We start from the raw sequence: 16,948 nt of genomic DNA on the forward strand, positions 1-16,948 counted from the left end.
GGAGCTGCATATCTCAAGCCGGGGACTCCGTGGCGTCCTGTGTACCCTGACACACTGCATGAGAACGGATTCCGTCCCGGCACGGTTAATGTTCCCGGTATTGCAGCGTTTGTCGCAGCAGCAGAAATGATGACTGAACAAATGGAGCTGCATCAGCAGCGGTATGCTATGTTAAGGCAATACTTTATTAGCCAAGTTCAAAAAGAATCCATTCCGTTGCGTTTGGTCATACAGGAAAGCGGCACAGAAACTGTGCTCAGCCATATCATGGGATGTTTTTTTCACGGTTATGAGGGACAATATGTTATGCTGGAGTGTAACCGTAGCGGTGTCTGCATATCTACCGGCAGCGCATGTGCCGCTGGACACCACGAGCCTTCGCCTGCGCTCCAAGCACTTGGAGCCTCTGATCGTGAAGCATTACAATTTATCCGTATTTCTTTCGGAAGGACGACTACAATCGAGGATCTGGATATACTGGCAGGTATTTTGGCAGATTTGACGCATCGACAAGAAAGGAGCTTATCTCATTGACTGAATCTTCAAAATGGTCAGGAACGGATCGCCGCAAGCAGCTGCTGCAGTGGCTCAAGAACGAATCTCCGCTGACCGGGAGCGAGCTGGCACGAAGAGCCTCCGTCTCCAGACAAGTAATTGTACAGGATATTTCCCTGTTAAAAGCAAGCCAAGAGCCTATTTTGGCAACGAGCCAAGGATACATTTACATGGAGCCTGCGGGGCAGGCTGCTCCCATAGCCTCACGTATTATCGTGTGCAATCACCGACCTGAACAGACAGAAGAGGAATTAAAGCTCATTGTGGACTATGGTGTAAGTGTGCAGGATGTTATTGTGGAGCATCCGGTATATGGCGATCTGACGGCTCCGATACGGGTCGGAAATCGCAAGGAAGTGGAGGATTTTATCCGTAAAATCAACTCCACCCAGGCCACTTATTTGTCCCAGCTGACCGGCGGCATTCATCTTCATACCTTGCATGCCTCGGATGAAGCTAAAATTAATGATGCCTGTGCTGCATTGGAGCAAGCCGGCTTTCTGATGACGGACTAGCTGATATCGCTATAGCAGCTACAACGAGCTTTTGTCCAGCATATGGAGCGCAGACAATGCTCCGTAAGGCTGGTATGCAAGCAGCGAGAAAATAAAAAATCCCGGCTCCCTTATCAAGGGAATCGGGAATGAACTACGTGAGCTTAATTTCGAGCAGCTCATATTTAATGACAGCCATGGGTGCATCTACGTGAATGATACTTCCCACTTCTTTTCCCAAAAGCGCCTTGCCTAAAGGGCTCTCATAGGAAATTTTATTATCCAGAACGTCTGCCTCAGCAGGACTTACAATTTTGTACTCCATCTTCTCCGAAAATTCGATATCATTGAGAATGACGGTTGAACCGATACTAACGGTTCCAAGGTCCAGATTACTTTCATCCACCAACCGAGCTTTGGTCAACATTTTCTCCAATACCATGATTCGCGTTTCCATGAACGCCTGATCGTCCTTGGCGGAGTGATACTCACTATTTTCCTTCAGGTCCCCGTAGCTGATTGCGAGCTTGAGACGTTCAGCCAGTTCCTTGCGTTTTACGGTCTTTAGTTCCTTAAGCTCATCCTCCAGCTTGGCTAATCCCTCTTTGGTTAACAATACTTCTTCGTTTGACATATATTATTCACAACTCCTAATTAGCTCACTTTATTGTAGTTTACTCTAAATTGAACCAACATGCGAAAAGAAATTACAAAGTGATAAGAGTCCGGGGTACTCAGTCAGGGTTATTCTTACAGTAACCGATACTTTCTTTTCGCATATTATATGAATATAACGGCAATTTGAATGAGCACACGCAGTTCCGTTGTCCTTATCCTGCAATGGCATAAAAGACGGGCAAGGGCAACTATGGCGGGAGGAAGATTCAATGACTTCCTTAGGAAAGAATGGAAACCGTAATCGTAATCAAAAATACAAATCATCCCCTAATCCCAAGGGACAAAAGAAAAACGGATTAAACAGTAACTCGGCTATCTTCTCCGCCCTGCATGGAAAAAATGTGGAGATTATTGTAGCAGCCCTGCTATTAACAGGAAGGCTACACGTCGATTCCGTTACTTTATACAGACAAGCAACTCTGCTTGTGGGATTAACGGGAAAATACAAAACATTAGCAGCAGACCCTTCCAATGTCGATAACATGGTGAAATTTTTAAATGATAACGGGAATATGACGCTAGATCAAGTGATACAAGCCTTTCAAAAGAAAATGGGAAAATAAAACGCCGATTGCGAAAGGGGTAATTTACGGTGAATGAGCTTGCGGCAAGTGAGTTTGATGGAGAGCATTTTGCAGAGGCTATCATTATCACAATTCTGATTGTTTTATTTTTCTTTGGCTCCACCAATATAGATAATCTCTCGGCTCAACCAACCCAATCTTAAATGGGCCGTTCCCCTTTCCCGTTTTTTTGTAATGACCAATATTCGGGATGGGGCACCGATAGACAAGCATACGGAGCGACAGCCTAGAAAAAATAAAAAAAGAGCATCTATTGACTCATATTAAGACAATAGATGCTCTTACGATTTAGCGATCCTTCACTTCGACGTTTATGGTCTGGCTGGAAATTTGACCTGAGCCATTGATCAGCTCCGCCCGATACTCATATGTGCCTGGCTTTCGAGCTTGAATGTCGGTGGCTGCGCTTTGAGCCTGCGGAGTTTGGCTCGGCAGCTCCTGCGTGTCGATCAGCTCACCATTTTCATATAAATTGTATTTTGTCGCATTCGTGCCCCACCACATGTTCATGGAAATCGTATAGTTGCCATCACCGTCCCAGTTGTCATGAGACAGCACCGGCAGACCGGGTGAAGCATCTGTCACTTTGACGACTAGCGGAGCACTGGTTGCTTTGCCGTAAGCATTGATCAGCTCAGCAGTATACGTGTAGGTACCATTGGCCTTCCCTGTTACTGGAATGACTGCACTTTGTGCTCCAGGGGAAGCAGCTTGCAAAGGTAGAGTCCCGATCAGCTCACCGTTTTCGTACAGCTTGAGTTCATCACCGTTCGTGCCCCACCACAGATTCATAGTGATATGATAATTACCATCCTTCAGGCCATTATCCTGCCCGTTATCATCTGAAAGTACAGGTTTGCCTGGCACTTCACCAGCTGCAGCTTTTCCGACGGTAACCGTCACAGGATTGGATACGACGGTTTTGCCCTGGAGCGTGACGCTCGCTGTAATCTCGGCACTTCCCTCTTTTGCTGCACGAAGCTCTCCGTAAGTATCCAGCGTGACAGCCTCATGACTGCTTGTATACTGAACAGAAGCTTTACTTAAATCAGCTTCGCTGCCATCTGCCAACGTACCTTTAAGAGATGCAGTTGCGGTATCTCCTACATTGAGGTTCTGGTGGTCCAGCGAAAGCTTTACTTCTTGCAGCACCGCCCCTGCTTCAACTGAAAAATCATCCAGCCCGCGTGGCTTTAACTGATAAACCCCTTTAAAAATCGCTGATATGCCTTTCACTTTTACTTGCTGTCCTTCTTGGTATGGAAAAGAGGCTCGAGTGACGCCTGTGCGTGCATCGACGCGTACATGGTGACTTGTCTCGCCCGATACTGCATCAAATTCAAATGAACCAGCTGGAGTCGCATCAATCACATTGCGTATGATGGCAGTGGGAAGCTCAACCAGCTGTCCTTGATTAGCGTCGCTTAATTCAGTGATTTGTAGAGCTGCGGGTAGCTGTCCTTCACCCGTTTTCTCAATAGCCACCGGATCGGTCAGCTCCAGTTCACTGTTGTACAATGCAAGGCTGGCTGTAATTTTTACTTGATCGCCCTGCTGAAAGCCGCTTTGATTTTGATAAACATAAATTCCTCCACTTTCGTCCTGCATATAAAAAGCTTGACCGCCAAAGGCACCTGGTTTTGTCGTCACAGTACCCTCCAAGGTAACGACTTTGCCGGCCGGGAGGCTCCGCGCTTCGGCAATACGAATACGTGCCGGAACGGTATTTCCTTCCTCAGGCAGCGGCTCGGCCGGAACATCTGCCAGCACGACCGATTGGGTCAGCAGATTGCTTCCGTTTTGTCTCAATCGAAGATTGGCTGCACCGCTGGTTCCCGGCTTGATCCGTACGGTTAGATCTTTGTAGGCATGTCCCTTGCTGTTGGACTCCAGACTTAATGCTCCGCTATAACCATACGAGGTCGGCCAGCTGCCATCCGGGTTTTGAATCTGGGCTACCTGATTGCCGCCCGCGACATAAATGCCTGCGCTGAATCCACTAATCGTGGTATTGGGAGCCAGCTGGTCCGCAGCTATTCGAATTTGAAAAGGCTGTGCATTCGGTAGCTGGTCCTGGCGAACAATACTGTACACAGGCTGCGCACTGGCTGTGGGTCCGCCATAGGCTCCAGCTTTAAAAGTTTGCTGATCCCACCACTTGTAGCCTGCTGCAGGAGCAGACCAAGGCTCGGCTTGCAGCTCCGTCGAAGCCTGTGGCTCTTCAAAAGGCAGCAACGCCGTCGGTTGGTCAAGCTGCAAGCTTTTAACATCTTTCAGACTGGTATAGTTCTCCTTCTTGGACAACCAGTCGACGATATTAACCAGCAGCACGGCATCATCCTGCTCCTTAAAGCCGTCATATGTCGTCTTCTTGGTTCCTGTCTCTTCGCGCAGATATTTCGGTGTCGCATCTTCAACAGGAGATGAATCCCCCAGGAAGGCTGCTTTACCGAGTCCTACTTTGGATACAGCTGCATAGGGTCCTTCCGGTATGCCGCCTCCATTATAAACACCCTGATCTACCGCGTTGCCCCAAGCCTGGTTCGTTTGGGGCAGGTAAACGATGCCCTTGGCTTTAGCCGGGTCGATAATCGCCAGCGTTGATCCCGCGTGCATAGCGACATTGCTCACTCCCGTTGTAATGCCGAACGCCTGCGTTGGCTCGACAATCTGATTGGCGGTAATATCGCCTAATGCATTGTAGCGAAAACGCACACCGAACTGGCTGCCCAGCCAATCCGAGCTGACTACTCCCTGCATCGCTGCCGAATTTTTTTCTTCCGCGCTCATGCCCTTGCCAGGGTCTTCCCAGGCTCCGCGACGGTAGCCGTTTATACTTTCCGACCCGTCCCAACGGTTTTTGTTGCGGTCCGCATTATAATGATCTCCAATGAAGAAAATGCTGTTGCCTGCCTTAACATACTGCTCCATTGCAGCCTGTTCGCTCTGTTTAAAAGGAATATTCGGCTCTGCCGTCACAAATACATCATAATCCTTCAGATCATTATAAGTAATCGGCGTAGATTGGCGCAGCTCATGTACATCATAGCCACGATTCGCGAGGGCCTGTCCGAAGTCTGAAAACCCCCCGTCAATGACCCAATCTGCAGCGCCGGACGTCTGCCCGTGTGTATTATCAAACAGCACTTTTTTGCCAGCATTCTCATTGACCACCTTGGCGGTGATAAAAGGGGCCGGATCAGTCGGGCCTTCTGCCGATGCTGGTTGTATGCTGCTCACAACACCAGCGTACAACGACATAGTGAATACCATCGCTGTTGCGTATTTGAAGCCACGGGATGCAAAAAGACGAATGATTCCCAATTCCTATTCCTCCTGTTTGTTAGTTTACGGCCCCCAGCGAGTGGGGGCCAAATACAAATTTTAGCATTCATTTATGTTCGGACATGCGCTGTTGTGTAAAGTTTAGGAATTATGAATAGGAAGAAAATTCCAATAAAAAAGGTATACCGTATGCAGCAATGTGACTACCGCAAACAGGATTTTGCCTGTGGCTCTGCCTCTCCTTTCCCCTGTAATCAGCTTGGCGCCATTCACGATCAGTACCCCTACGGCAATAAGCGCTGAAATCAGCGGGAGTATGCAAATCCCCCAGATATACCAGGCTGGGTAGCCATATACAATCTGACTATTGCCATAAATAAACTGTACGCCGAGAAAAATTGTATTGAGCAACGCAATGAAGGCAAGGGTAGAAGAAATGTGGGTTTTATTTTTGCGAGTAGCTCTAATCACATATCTTACGATCCAAATCAGTAGGGTTGTGATGAACAACAAGGAGGCGGCAGCATAGCTGACAAGCAACATCCAGGTTTGGTGCGAAAGTGTCGCCTGCTTCATGGTTTTGCTATCCGGGGCGATCATCATCCATGCATCGTTTTGCTGGTACAGCAAAATTTTAAGATGGCCTCCCTTCTCCATAAACAGACCATCGCCTGCCGCTTGAAAAATTTTGTCCGTTGCTTCATTTTCGTCCGGATACTCTCCATTGACAATTAATGTATGATCATCTTGAATTCGAACATTGTATTTAATGCTTCCCAGCATCCGAATCCATTTGCCCCACCCATGAACAGGATTCAGGTTCGTCTGATATACTCCCTCGATCTCTGGTGAAAGCTTCACTTCCGCAGCAGTACGAGCCAATGATTGAGACTCTGACTGCGGCTCTGCGGGCAGCATTTTGGCTATCGCATTTATAACTTCCCCATGAAGTGAGGTCTCTGAACCAGCCGCGTTAGTGGTTACAAAAATACCAAGCTTGTAGGATGGAATCAGTACCATTTCGGAATTAAAAGCATCAATTTCCCCTGTAGCCCACAGCGTAGGTACTCCGGTCTCCAGATGACCACGAAAAAATCCGTAGCCCACGCCATCCAGACGCGCATCGGCCGCAAATTGCTGTGCATGCATGACTTTGACCGTTTGTGGCCGGAGCACCGATTTCACCTCATACTTGCCTTCGTTTAAATGCGTGATCAGATAATGTGAAAATTCGTTGGGTGTGACGCTTAGCGCTCCTGCTCCCGGCAGATTAATATACGAAAAAGACTGTTTCTGATACGTTCCATCACTCCACCGATACGATTGGGCCAGCTCAGGATTATTTCGTGGCAAATCCAGTGTTGCACTAGGCATATCCATCGGCTGGAACAGATGTGTACGGAGGTAATCATCCAGTCCCTGTCCGCTTACTTGCTCTACTATATTACCAACTAGACCGTAGGCGACATTACTGTAATCAAACTGAATTCCGGGCTCGCGGATGGGAGGCTGATTTTGAAAGTAGGTGCTGAGAAACTGCTCTGTGGGTATAGAGCCTGCTTTGGTAGAACTGTTAATGCCATACACCGCTTCGTCCAGGCCAGAAGTATGTGTCAAAAGCTGATGAAGGTTAAAAGGCTGATTCTGATACTGCGAAGCTTTGTAGCTATGAAGATAGTTGTTCACGTCTTCATTCAAATCAAGCTTGTGTTGCTCGACCAGTTGCATAGCAGCGCTTGCACTAAACGATTTGGTCAGTGAACCAACAGGAACAATGGTCTTCGCCGGGTCGAAAGTCTTTTTTCGCTCCAGGTCTGCATATCCGTAGCCTTTAGTAAAAAAAATTTGGTCTCCTTTGGTTACGACGACGGCAGCTCCGGGAGTATGCCTTTTTTCCAATTTTGTGTTCATGATGTGATCCACTGCTTTTTCCAGCTGACTTGGCGTAATGCCGCCTGCTGCCCATGTCGGGACGGTGAGCAAGTTCCAACTAAATAACGATGCTAAGAATACGGACAGACAACAAATACCTCTTCTCTTCATGTGAAGTACCATCCTTATGTGTGAAGTCGGTGTATGGATTTAACAGTGCGGTGATTGCATAGCGGAGCGGATGTTTTTTACAAAGTGTCTGTTTTCACTCGGGTTCGAAGCCACCAGCATGGCGCTATGGAATCATCGCACTTCCCATCGTGGGAGTGCAGATGATAAAGCGAATCCTGATCGAATCGCGTAAGCGGGAGGCTTCTCACCTGTTCGACCAGGATTCTGACAAATCTTAATTAATGAATTCCAGACAAATCATCGACCATTGGTTTTGACGAACCAGAATGAGTCATATTTTGTGCCATGTTCCGGGTTATGTTTTGTATTGCGGCACGGATACCTTTTACATTTTCCTCGATAAAGCCTGGTTCCAGCAGTTCATAATGACTGCCGATCAAGCTATGTTCTTCATAGCTTCCTTGTGTAGCTTCTTTCCATAAAAGTCGATTGTTACCTGTTCCCTTCACCGTTTCCGATCCGGCCGCGACAAAGCCGTGAATATTCGCCTGAACGGTTTCTGTATTCAGAAGCTGGTTGCCATACACCGCGTAAGCAATCATTTTGCGTTGGTATGTGTCATTCAACAGCTCACGGTAGGATTCGGGAACCTGTTCCAGCATGGCATGAATCTCCTGCTCTGTTTCTTCAGCTGTGAAGGACAGAGGTTCCGTGCTTCTGACCGAGTCGACCATAAAAATGTCGGATACAGCATGGCCTCGACGCTCCAACGAAACGGCAACTTTATGCGCCAGATTCCCCCCCATAGAATAACCAAGCAGTACATAAGGAGCCTGCGCTTGCGTGCTGACGATCAAATCAACATAGCGTGCCAACATTTCCTGCTCATCCCTGGCATCATCTATGAACTCCAATCCATATACGACTGCGTCCTGATCCAGTTGTTTCGCCAGCTCAGCGAACGACAACCCGTACCCGAGCATAGGTGGAAAGCAGAAGATAGAGACAGGACCCCGTTCATTCAACCGAATGATGGGACTATCTGCCTTGGATTGCAAATCCGATTTCAATAATGCGAGCGCCTGCTCTTCGATGGTTGGAAACTCCAGCACACTGCGGATGGGAAGCTCGATGTCTGTAGCAAGGTGAATTTTGCGCACAAGCTCCAGTACCTTCAAGGAATGTCCACCCAACGTGAAAAAGTCATCATGGACACTCACTTGCGAGATTTCAAGCACTTCCTGCCAAATAGTTGCCAGCAGCCGCTCCACATCCGTTCGCGGTGCAACATATGCTGTACCTGTGTGCAGCGCTGTATCCGGTGCAGGTAACGCTTTACGGTCGATCTTGCCATTGGCCGTCAGCGGAATCCGATCCAGCTGTACAAATACAGATGGAATCATATAGCCCGGTAGTGTGGCGGACAATACACCTCGAATCTCACGGACGGTCAGCTGTTCATCGGCCGTGAAATAAGCGCATAGTTGCTGCTGCCCTGCTCCATCCCGCAGAGCGATAACCACGCTATCCCGCACAGACGGTATAGTTGCCAGCTGTGCCTCCACCTCGCCCAGCTCAATCCGGTAACCGCGAATCTTGACCTGATCGTCAATCCGTCCGATAAACTCGATGTTGCCGTCTGGAAGCCAGCGTGCCAAGTCGCCGGTGGCATACATTTTTTGTCCAGGAGCGTATGGATGGTCGATGAATTTCTCAAGGGTCAGATCAGGACGATTCAGGTAGCCTTTGGCCAAACCTGCGCCTGAAATGAACAGTTCTCCGGTCACCCCGACAGGCTGAAGCTGTTGGTGACTATTCAAGATGTAGGCTCCCGTGTGACGGATCGGCTTGCCCAGATGCACCGCTATTCCAGGCTCGCAAACGGCGGCCAGCGCATCAATGGTCGTTTCCGTCGGCCCATAATGATTATGCAAGCCATACCCTTTTATAACGATTTTTTCCTTTAATGAATCTTCCAGCCGCTCACCACCGCAAATTAATGTATTCAGGCAAGGGATCTTTGGATCATCAGCCAGAAATTCTCTCATGAGAACAGGAGGGATGTCCAACAGTCCAATTTCCTGGTTGGTGATGTATTCCAGCAGCAGTTGCTTGCTTAATAACGTGTCACGACGGATGCAATGCAGCTCACCCCCGTGAAGCAAGACCCCGAAGATTTGCTCCACGCTTGGGTCAAACGTATATTCTGCCGTTAACATCAATCGGTGTGTGACATGCGCTGCATAACGCTCAGCAAACCAGCTCACCGTGTTGGCTACACTCCGATGGGCGACCATAACCCCTTTGGGCTGTCCTGTCGTTCCTGAGGTATACAGCACATACATGAGCTGCTCCGGACCGGTAACGGACACGAGGTTGGAGCTGTCTTGTGCATAGGCATAGGGATCATCCAGCGCTATGATAGCTCCACCGAAACCGAAGGAAATGCGATCTGCGAGCGCCTGTTGCAGTAATAGGATGGGTGCACCCGAATCCTCCAGCATATACCGAACACGATCGGCCGGATATTCGGGATCAATTGGCACATAAGCACCACCTGCCTTGAGAATGGCCAGCAGACCAACAATCATCTCAATGGAACGTTCTGTCAGCAGGCCGACACGCTGATCAGGCTTCACCCCTTGGCTACGCAGTGTTCTCGCCAGCTGATTGGCCCGTTCATTCAATTCACGGTAGGAAAGCTCCGCATCCTCGAATACCACAGCGATGTGATCCGGCGTACGTGCAGCCTGTTGCTCAAACAACTGGTGCAGGGTATACCTGGACATCTCATCCACTATCGTGTTTGCTGAAGCACCTTCGTTAAATACATTCAGAATTTCAGACTCTTCCTGCGGTGTTGCCAGTTTAATTTCGCTTACAGCGATGTTCGGATTGCCAGTAACCTGCTCCAGCAGATGGATAAAATGCCCAGCGATTCGCTGAATATCAGCTGCATCATAAACCTGTGTGTTAAAGCCGAAGCTGAGACGCAGCGCCTCACCCGGCATCACAGCGAGATTAAAATCATAGTTCGTCTGCTCAAACACCGTTACGTTGTCAATCTCGAACGAGGCTTCGTCATTATGGCCCAATTGCTCAACCTGCTCATCCACCGGATAATTTTCAAACACCATAATATGCTGAATTAAATTCTGCTTCTGGTCGGTCAATGCCTGAATTTCAAACAGTGGATACGTATCATACGCATGAGAAGCCAATGCCTGCTCCTGCATTTTCTTCATGACTTCAGCAAAAGATTCGTCTGCTTCGCTACGGATGCGAACGGGAATGGTGTTAATGAACAAGCCGATAATATCCTCAACCCCACTAATATCCGATGGACGGCCTGAGACGACACTGCCGAATACGACATCATTGTGGTCGTTATATTTTTGCAGCACGATCCCCCATGCGGTTTGTAATAACGTATTGATGGTCACCTGATACCGCTTAGCCGTCTCCTCAACCCGAAGGGTCAGCTCACGCTCCAAATCCGCCACCCAATCGCTGGCCGTGTAGCCTTCACTCTTGCGACCGGATTTTACAGCTGGTAGCGCTGTTTGCTGCTCATACCCGGACAAATAGCTGCTCCAGTAGTCGGCTGCCGCCTTATGATCCTGTACTTCCAGCCATTCAATAAAGCTGCTGTACGGCACTGCCGGCGCCAGCTCTGGTACTCTACCCTCCTGAAGTGCGGCATAGCTCTCGAACACTTCTTTGTTCACAAGCGACAGACACCAGCCGTCCATCACGATATGATGGAAGCTCCACACAAAATGGTAGCTGTCTTCCCCGGTGCGCAAAATCGCCACACGCAGCAGAACATCACGTCGCAGATCAAAGCCCCGTGCTTTATCCTCCAACTCGAAGCTTTTCAGCCAGGTGTTCCTTTTATCCACATCCAGCTCGCGTAAATCTTTATAGTAAAATCCGCAATTCCGGCTTCGATATACAACCTGCAACGGCTCCGTATCCCGGCCAAAGTAAAAATGTGTGCGCAGCGCCTCGTGTCGCCGAACCAGTATATTCAGGCTTTCTGCAAAAGCTTGAATATCCAGCTGGCCTCGCAAATCGTAAGAAAACTGCTCAAAATACGCGTCATTCGCGGCTGCTTGATTATCGAGCTGGCTGTGGAACAGCATCCCCTTTTGCATCGGGGTCAGTGCATATACATTATCGACCTCACCCGCAGTACTCATTTCGGATAGCAGCCTGTCCAAGCCCTCCACACTTAGTCCTCTATAGGAAATATCGCTTGGGGTCAGCTCCGGGTGTTCTTTATTTATGCAATGCGTCAGAATCTCGCGCAAGCTCAATTCCAGTAATTTCGCCAATCGCTCTATCGTCTCCGAACGATAGCTGGTACGGCTATAGCTGATCGTCAGCCCCAGCTGGCCTCCCGAAATGATGCCGCTAAAATCAAGTGTATACGTCCGGGCCATGGTCGGGCTAAGCGGCATGCCGCCACCGTAGCTGGATGACTGGAGGTCATTCCCCTTCATATCCTGGTCGAATTGTCCCAAATAGTTAAAGCTGATTTCAGGATCTGCCTCAAATAGGACTGGAGGTACTGCCTGTCCCTCGTGCTCGGCTAAATATTTCAGTACACCGTAGCCAATCCCTTTTTGCGGGATGCCACGCATTCCTTCCTTCACATGCTTAATCCGCTGAGAAAGAGCCATTTCTTCCGGCATATCGAGTAAAATAGGATATTGGCTTGTAAACCACCCTATCGTTCGGGTAATGTCCACCTCAGGTAAAATAGCTTCGCGTCCATGCCCCTCCAAATGAATCAGGAAACGCTCATTTCCGCTCCACGCTTGCAATGCCATCCCTACCGCCGTCAGCAACAGGTCGTTAACCTCTGTGTGGTAGGCACGATTGGCCTGCTTGAGCAGCTGCTCTGTCTCCGCACTTGTCCATACAGCGGTCACCGACTCGCTGTCGCCAATGAGCGGCTTTTCGTGCTCATTATGCCCGTAATCCTGCGGCAAAGGAGCCAGCTCCGCTTGTGCAAGCTCCTCCCAATACGAGCGCTCACGTTCAATCGCAGGGCTGTTGGCATAAGCGTAAAGCTGCTCGGCCCACGTTTGGAACGAATCTGTTTTATGAGGCAACCGAATCACCTGTTCACCCTTGGTGGCTTGATCATAAGCAGTCGCCAAATCCTCGAATAAAATGCGCCAGGATACCCCGTCCACCACCAAATGGTGAATCACGATCAATAAATGATCTCCATCCGGACAACGGAACAGCCCCAGCCTCATGAGCGGCCCTTCGCTTAGGGAAATGCCGGAGTGAATTTCATTGCATTTGGCTTCAATAATCTTCGCCAAATCTCCCTCGTTTACATCGCTGTTCCTATAGTCAAAGCACGCCAGATGGTATGGTTCACCTTCCTCTACACTACGGTTCCGTGCCGTATACCCGTTCTCCGACGATTGAAAAATCATACGCAATGCATCATGATGTGATGTAATCTGGTTGAGCGCCTGCCGGAGTGCCTGTTCGTCATAGCCTTCCTGCCGATAGAGCATGACAGATTGGTTAAAATAGTGTGGTTCTCTCGTTGGCTGTTCAAAAAACCAGCGCTGAATCGGTGTAAGCACAACCTGCCCTGTGACCTCGCCCTGCTCTGCTATTCGGTTAACAGGCTGAACATATGCGCTTAGTCCCGCAATTGTCGGGTATTTGAACAAATCCTTCATTTCCAGCTTATATCCAGCCTGAAACAAGCGGGACGATACTTGAATGGCCTTGATGGAGTCACCGCCCAAATGGAAGAAGTTATCCTGTATACCCACTCGCTGGATACCAAGAATGGCTCCCCAAGCCGCAGCCAGCGCCTGTTGAACATCCGTCTCGGGTGCCACGTAATCCATGCCTGTATCGACATTATGCTCAGGTGCAGGCAGTGCCCTGCGGTCTACTTTGCCATTCAGCGTCAAAGGCAGTCTGGAAAGCTGCACAAAATAGGAAGGCACCATATAGCCAGGCAGCTCCTGCGACAAAATGTTACGTAAATCGCCGGCGCTCAATTGGCTGTCTGTTACAAAATATGCACACAGCTGTTTTTGCCCGTTATCGTCCTGGCGCACTGTAACAACCGATTCCTTCACACCTTCAATCGTGGACAAACGGGTTTCAATTTCACCCAACTCGATGCGGTAGCCGCGAATTTTGACCTGCTCATCTATTCTTCCCTTGTACTCCAACACGCCATCTGCACGCCAACGCACCAGATCCCCTGTACGATAGCAGTATTCTCCAGGTCGGAATGGACTTTCAATAAACTTTTCCGCCGTGAGCTCGGGACGATTCAGATACCCGCGCGCCACGCCATCGCCACCGACGAGCAGTTCCCCCCAGGCTCCGACAGGCTGCAGCTTTAACGAACGATTAACTACATATGCGGTCGAATGATCAATCGGACGCCCAATGGGAACAGCTTGAGTTTGCGGTTCTGTAATGTCATAGGTGGTGGAAAAGGTCGTGTTCTCCGTCGGCCCATAAGCATTGATCAACCGAAGGTGCGGGTACTCCTTCAGCACGCGGTTGACGTGTGGTACGGACAACACATCACCACCCACGAGCAATTCCTTCAGGGATGCAAACACTTCAATGTCTTGCTGTGAATGCTGATTGAATAAAGCCGCGGTCATAAACATGGTGTTAATACGATACTTGTCAATCGCCTGTTTGAACTTGGCAGCATCCAAAATAGTGTCATGATTCACTACATATAGTTGACCACCGTTCAGCAGCGTTCCCCAGATTTCAAATGTGGAGGCATCGAATACCACTGCACCCATTTGCAGCATGCGCGTATTTTCGTCAAGTGTGGCATAGCTTTTGCTTTTCACCAACCGTACGACATTACGGTGATTGATCATCACGCCCTTCGGCTTGCCTGTCGTACCGGAAGTGTATATGACATGCGCAAGATCTGAGGCAGATCCCCCAGTTGAAATGGCAGCTGATCCATCGGTATGAGCGTATCCTTCAAATTCGCTGACCCATAGTTGTGCATCACTCAAATCGATGACCGGAATACCTAGTTCAAAAGAAACCTGCTCACGTCGCCGGGACAGTAACAGCCCGGCACCGGAATCCTCCAGCAAATAATGGATACGCTCCTCCGGATACTCGGGATCAATAGGAACGTAGGCCCCTCCTGCCTTCAAAATCGCCAGCATGCCTACGATCATTTCAATGGAGCGCTCAGCCATAATCCCTACTCGCTGTATCTCTGGCTCGGACCCGCGCCATATCCCATGGGAAGCGAGTATGCGTGCCAGACGGTCGGCGCGTTCATTCAGCTCGCGGTAGGTGAGCTGTGTGTCCGCAAAGGTGATCGCCAGTCGATCCGGCGATTGTGCAACCTGTTCCTCGAACAGCACATGCAGCAATTGATCCCGTGGATACGGATAGTCTGCTGCTGTATCGTTGAATTGCTGCACAAGCTGCTCTTTTTCTTGAGCCGAAGCCATTTCAATAGCCGAAAGAACGATATCCGGCTGTTCGATCACCGCATTGATAAGCTGCTGCAAATGGCTAGCCAGTCGTTCGATGGTTTCCCGCTTGTACAGTCGGGTTCCATATTGTAGACCGCAGGCAATTTGTTCCCCATCCTCCAGCGCGAACAGGCTCAAATCAAATTTGGCCGTCTTTTGTTCACTCGAATAGGGTGTCAATTGCAGCCCTGCCAGCTGCTGCTCCTTTTGCTCCAGATTTTGCAAAGCAAACATGGTATCAAATAACGGATTACGGCTTAAATCTCGATCCACGCCCAGCTTGTCCACCAGCTCTTCAAACGGGTAATCCTGATGTTCAAAAGCTTTTAACGCGTTTTCTTTGACCTCCAGCACATAATCGCGGAATGTTTTACCGCCCTCCGGATAATTGCGAATCGCCAGTGTATTCACGAACATGCCGATCAGACTGCCAAGATCAGCATGGGGCCGCCCCGCAATCGGCGAACCGACGATAATATCCTCCTGCCCGCTATAGTGGCTAAGCAAAGCCGTATAAGCAGCCAGCAGCACCATATATAATGTCGATTCCGTCTGTATCGCAATGCTTTTCAAGCCTTCGCTTTGCCGTTGATTGAGCGTAAATTCCAGCACATCTCCTTCAAAGCTTCTCACCGCCGGACGTGGATAATCGGTCGGTATATCCAGCACGGGTAATTCTCCGGCGAAGGTATTGAGCCAGTAGCTTTCCTGTTCCCGATAGCGTTCACTTTGCTGCTGCTTCTGTTGCCAGACGGCATAGTCCTTGTACTGAATGCGCAGCGATGGCAGCGTGTCGCCTGCATATAAACGGATGAGGTCCTGAATCAGCACATTAATAGAGGTACCGTCCGAAATGATGTGATGCATATCCAGCAGCAAAATATGATGCTCTGGACCCATTTCAACCAGACCAGCCCGGAACAGCGGAGCCTGCGCAAGATCGAACGGCTGGACAAAGTCGCGTACCAGCTCATCCGTCTCCCTCTGGTCAGCCCCGTGGGCATGAATCAACTCCATGCGAAAAGGAACCTTGTCATGTACTTGCTGGACAGGTTCACCGTTCATGGTCTCAAAGCTTGTACGCAATGTTTCATGGCGGTCTATAAGCTGGCGGAACGCGTTGTCCAGTGCCTTATAATCAAGTGAGCCTGTCAGTCTCAGGGCACCAGGTATGTTATAGCTGATTCCCGCTCCATCAAGCTGATTGAGAATATACATCCGTTTTTGTGCTGAGGCTACCGCATAAAATGGCTTATTCTCCGAAACAGGGATGGATTCATACGCGGTTTGCTCCAGTCCTTCAATAACCTGTGCAAGCTGTTCGATCGTCGGATGCTGGAACAGGTCCTTTAGCTGTACATTTTTATGCAATTCCTTGTGGATGAGCGATATAACATGTGTCGCGCGCAGGGAGTGTCCTCCCGCTTCAAAAAAGTTATCCTTAATCCCAATACGGTCAAGCTCCAGAACAGCTTTCCAGATACTCGCCAGTTGCACTTGTAATTGATTGTGAGGAGGTACATAATCTGCGCCTGAGCCTATACTTCCCTCTGGCTGCGGCAACGCCCGGCGATCCACCTTGCCATTGGGTGTCAGTGGCAATTGCTCCAGCTGCACAAAATACGACGGCACCATATAGCCCGGCAGCTCCTGACTCAATGCGCTGCGCAGCTCACTTGCCGCTACTTCCGTAGGGGGCACCACATAGGCGCAGAGCTGCTTCTGCCCTTGCTCATCCTCACGTGCAATGACGACGGCTTCTCGCACGACCTCCAGCTTCAACAGCTGCGCTTCCACCTCGCCCAGCTCGATCCGGTAGCCCCGGATTTTC

The 16,948-nt window shown here is 49.5% G+C and carries 8 protein-coding genes; 4 read left to right on the forward strand and 4 right to left on the reverse strand.

Translation table 11 applies throughout. From position 1 onward, the window contains the following. Positions 1-534, forward strand: a 534-nt coding sequence (locus tag L693_RS0102300) for an aminotransferase class V-fold PLP-dependent enzyme (protein WP_025715882.1), incomplete at its 5' end; no start/stop codon positions are given. Then, on the forward strand, positions 531-1,070 hold the full coding sequence (locus tag L693_RS0102305; RefSeq protein ID WP_025715883.1) for a transcription repressor NadR: 540 nt from the start codon (positions 531-533) through the stop codon (positions 1,068-1,070). The genes L693_RS0102300 and L693_RS0102305, both read left to right, overlap by 4 nt. 133 nt (positions 1,071-1,203) lie before the next feature. On the opposite strand, the gene greA is transcribed toward L693_RS0102305, so the two are convergent. Continuing rightward, positions 1,204-1,683, reverse strand: coding sequence for a transcription elongation factor GreA (greA, locus tag L693_RS0102310; protein WP_025715884.1), 480 nt, complete (start codon positions 1,681-1,683; stop codon positions 1,204-1,206). 253 nt (positions 1,684-1,936) lie between these two features. Between greA and L693_RS0102315 the strand changes: the two genes are divergently transcribed. Together L693_RS0102315 and L693_RS31870 are read left to right on the forward strand one after the other, a co-directional pair. Continuing rightward, positions 1,937-2,290 (forward strand): hypothetical protein, encoded by a 354-nt coding sequence (locus L693_RS0102315; protein WP_025715885.1) that lies wholly within the window; start codon positions 1,937-1,939, stop codon positions 2,288-2,290. Between the two features lie 29 nt (positions 2,291-2,319). Beyond that, positions 2,320-2,454, forward strand: coding sequence for a hypothetical protein (locus tag L693_RS31870; RefSeq protein ID WP_269320816.1), 135 nt, complete (start codon positions 2,320-2,322; stop codon positions 2,452-2,454). Between the two features lie 145 nt (positions 2,455-2,599). Here L693_RS31870 and L693_RS0102325 read toward each other — a convergent pair whose 3' ends face one another. The 3 genes from L693_RS0102325 to L693_RS0102335 all read right to left on the reverse strand — a co-directional run. After that, positions 2,600-5,635: an endonuclease gene (locus L693_RS0102325; protein WP_025715886.1), complete on the reverse strand. Its 3,036-nt coding sequence runs from the start codon at positions 5,633-5,635 to the stop codon at positions 2,600-2,602. A gap of 102 nt (positions 5,636-5,737) precedes the next feature. Next, positions 5,738-7,639 carry a serine hydrolase domain-containing protein gene (locus tag L693_RS0102330; RefSeq protein WP_025715887.1) on the reverse strand — a complete coding sequence of 634 codons (1,902 nt, stop codon included), beginning with the start codon at positions 7,637-7,639 and terminating at the stop codon, positions 5,738-5,740. A gap of 239 nt (positions 7,640-7,878) precedes the next feature. Continuing rightward, positions 7,879-16,948: non-ribosomal peptide synthetase (locus tag L693_RS0102335; RefSeq protein ID WP_025715888.1), on the reverse strand; the 9,070-nt coding region annotated here is incomplete at its 5' end.

The organism is Paenibacillus sp. 1-18 (genome assembly GCF_000520755.1).
Taxonomy (GTDB): Bacteria; Bacillota; Bacilli; order Paenibacillales; family Paenibacillaceae; genus Paenibacillus; species Paenibacillus brasilensis.

Bases quoted from the DNA above. Each gene is read 5' to 3' on its own strand.
- L693_RS0102330 (WP_025715887.1), bottom strand. From the start codon at position 7,639: ATGAAGAGAAGAGGTATTTGTTGTCTGTCCGTATTCTTAGCATCGTTA.
- greA (WP_025715884.1), bottom strand. From the start codon at position 1,683: ATGTCAAACGAAGAAGTATTGTTAACCAAAGAGGGATTAGCCAAGCTG.
- L693_RS0102315 (WP_025715885.1), top strand. From the start codon at position 1,937: ATGACTTCCTTAGGAAAGAATGGAAACCGTAATCGTAATCAAAAATAC.